The organism is Blautia sp. CGZ-1-C1 (assembly GCF_056504575.1).
This window is the reverse complement of sequence record NZ_JBWLUT010000170.1, coordinates 1-2,726: the sequence shown is the minus strand read 5'-3', so window position 1 is coordinate 2,726 and position 2,726 is coordinate 1. Positions and strand designations below refer to the sequence as shown.

Below are 2,726 nucleotides of genomic sequence, written 5' to 3'. Positions count from 1 at the left end.
GATCTCTTGGCAATCTCCGCAGCACCTTTCTCATCGATCTCCACTCCCAGAACCTGCGCTGAACGGATAATGATCGTCTGTAATTCCTCATGCGTATAAAATTCCAGATGGTGCATCACACCAAAACGATCACGAAGCGGTGCAGAAAGAAGTCCTGCTCTCGTAGTTGCCCCTACCAGAGTAAACTTAGGCAGATCCAGACGAATCGACCTGGCTGAGGCACCCTTACCAATCATAATATCAATCGCATAATCCTCCATCGCAGGATAAAGCACCTCTTCCACCTGTCTGTTCAGACGATGGATTTCATCGACAAACAGAATATCTCCCTCCTGCAGATTATTCAAAATCGCCGCCATCTCCCCCGGTTTCTCAATCGCAGGACCGGAAGTCACCTTCATATGAACTCCCATTTCATTGGCAATGATACCGGAAAGCGTCGTCTTACCAAGCCCCGGAGGACCATAAAACAACACATGATCCAACGCATCATGCCTCTGCTTGGCAGCCTCTATATATACTTTCAAAGTATTCTTAGTCTTCTCCTGACCAATATAATCATCCAGAGTCTGCGGACGAAGATTCCCCTCAAGCGAAAAATCCTCCTCCGTCACATCTGTAGTTATAATACGTTTCTCCATTTAATACTGCTCCTGACCTTTCAACAATCACTTAAAAATTCTTCAACGCAGCCTTCAGCAGTCCTTCCACATCATCCGGTGCCACATCCGTAACCTTACGCACAGCGCGAAGTGCATCTGTACTGCTGTAACCCAGCGCAACCAGCGCCTCCACAGCTTCCTGTCTGCCATCCGAAATCTCTCCAAGTCCCGCAACAGCCTTCTCCTGCTCATGAGCCAGCTTCAGTTCAAAAGCATCCTCCAGCTTCATCTTATCCTTCAACTCAAGAATCAATTTCTGAGCTGTCTTCTTACCAATTCCAGGAGCCTTAGACAAAGTCTTCACATCATCCGAAAGAATCGCAAATCTCAATTCATCCGCAGTAATTCCCGCCAGAACTCCAACAGCCGCCTTCGGACCTACTCCGTTCACGCCCAGAAGCAGCTTAAACATCTGCAAATCATCCTTAGACCTGAAACCATACAACTGCATGGCATCCTCTCTCACATTAAAATAAGTATGAATCTTCACTTCCTCTCCCATATGAATCTGCGAAAGATCCGTACCCGTCATATATATCTCATATCCGATCCCCCCTGCCTCAACAATGACAGAATTCTCGGTCATATCCACCGCCGTTCCACGAACAAATGCAATCATAATGCTTCCTCCGTTTCCATCTTCATCACTTCTGAACCATCATAACACATCCCCTACCAGAACGCAAACATATATTCGAATTCCTGAAATAAATTTATTTAGTTTTTTCTAGTACAGCGCAGGACATTATTTAAAAAGAACTGCCATAGTTTCCCATAGCAGTTCTCTCCATAATCACTGAATAATATGTCTCGGGCAAGCCTCTTTGCAGGCTCCGCAGTTTGTACACTTACTGTAATCTATATGTGCACAGAAATTATCAACCGTAATTGCCCCATTCGGACAAGTCTTCTCACACTTCTTACATCCGATACATCCCACCTCACAGGCAGAAGTAACAGCCTTACCTTTTGCATGAGAACTACACTGTACAAATGTAGTCTGATCATAAGGAACAAGCTCGATCAGATGTTTCGGACATTTCGCAACGCACTTACCGCACGCCTTACATGCCTCTTTGTCAACCACAGCCACACCGTTCACTACATCAATCGCACCAAACGGACAGGCCTTCACGCAGCTTCCGAATCCAAGACATCCAAATGCACATGCCTTCGCTCCGCCACCAGGAATGAATGCCATCATTTCGCAATCTTCCACGCCTGTGTACTCATAATTATCTTTTGTCTTCTCACAGGTGCCTGCACATTTCACATATGCAACCTGACGGGCTGTCTCAACAACTTCCTGTCCCATGATTGCTGCGATCACTTTGCCGACAGGCTCACCACCTACAGGACATCCGTTTACAGGTGCCTCACCCTTTGCGATTGCTGCTGCCAGACCATCACAGCCAGGATAACCACAGCCACCACAGTTATTTCCAGGAAGAGCCTCACGTACGGCTACTTCTTTCTCATCTACTTCCACAGCAAATTTATTACCGGCCACTCCAAGGAAAATACCGATAAAAAGGCCTACTGCCGCAACCAGTACAGTTGCCGCGATAATTGCTCCTATATTCATACCAGTCCCCTCCTTAAATCAGTCCTGAAAATCCGAAGAAGGCAATTGCCATCAGTCCGGCTGTCAGCAGAACTGTAGGGAATCCCTGGAAGGATTTTGGAATGTCATTGTATGCGATTTTCTCACGGATACCAGCCATCAGCACGATAGAAATCGTAAAGCCGACTGCTGTTGCAAATCCGTTAACTGTTCCCTGAAGGATATTGTATCCTTTCTGTACGTTTGTAAGGGCAACACCGAGAACAGCACAGTTTGTTGTGATCAGAGGAAGATACACACCAAGTGCCTGATACAGAGAAGGCATTGCTTTCTTAAGGAACATCTCTACAAACTGTACCAGTGCAGCAATCAGAAGGATAAATACGATTGTCTGCAGATAAGTCAGGTTTGTAGGAACCAGAATAGCATTATAAATGATACCTGTCACAAAAGATGACAGTGTGATAACGAAAATGATCGCGCCGCCCATACCGGCTGCT

The 2,726-nt window shown here is 46.1% G+C and carries 4 protein-coding genes; all 4 read right to left on the bottom strand.

From position 1 onward, the window contains the following. Positions 1-641 (bottom strand): Holliday junction branch migration DNA helicase RuvB (gene ruvB, locus AC058W_RS15660; protein WP_479390296.1); only part of this gene is annotated, 641 nt, incomplete at its 3' end. Positions 642-672: 31 nt separating this feature from the next. Next, positions 673-1,281, bottom strand: coding sequence for a Holliday junction branch migration protein RuvA (ruvA, locus tag AC058W_RS15655; protein ID WP_117845857.1), 609 nt, complete (start codon positions 1,279-1,281; stop codon positions 673-675). 174 nt (positions 1,282-1,455) lie between these two features. Next, positions 1,456-2,247, bottom strand: coding sequence for an RnfABCDGE type electron transport complex subunit B (locus AC058W_RS15650; protein WP_117677353.1), 792 nt, complete (start codon positions 2,245-2,247; stop codon positions 1,456-1,458). 13 nt (positions 2,248-2,260) lie between these two features. Continuing rightward, positions 2,261-2,726 (bottom strand): electron transport complex protein RnfA (locus AC058W_RS15645; RefSeq protein WP_479390295.1); only part of this gene is annotated, 466 nt, incomplete at its 5' end.

What these genes read in the sequence shown, in the direction of transcription:
- ruvA (WP_117845857.1), bottom strand. Translation starts at nt 1,281, where the DNA reads ATGATTGCATTTGTTCGTGGAACGGCGGTGGATATGACCGAGAATTCT.
- AC058W_RS15650 (WP_117677353.1), bottom strand. Translation starts at nt 2,247, where the DNA reads ATGAATATAGGAGCAATTATCGCGGCAACTGTACTGGTTGCGGCAGTA.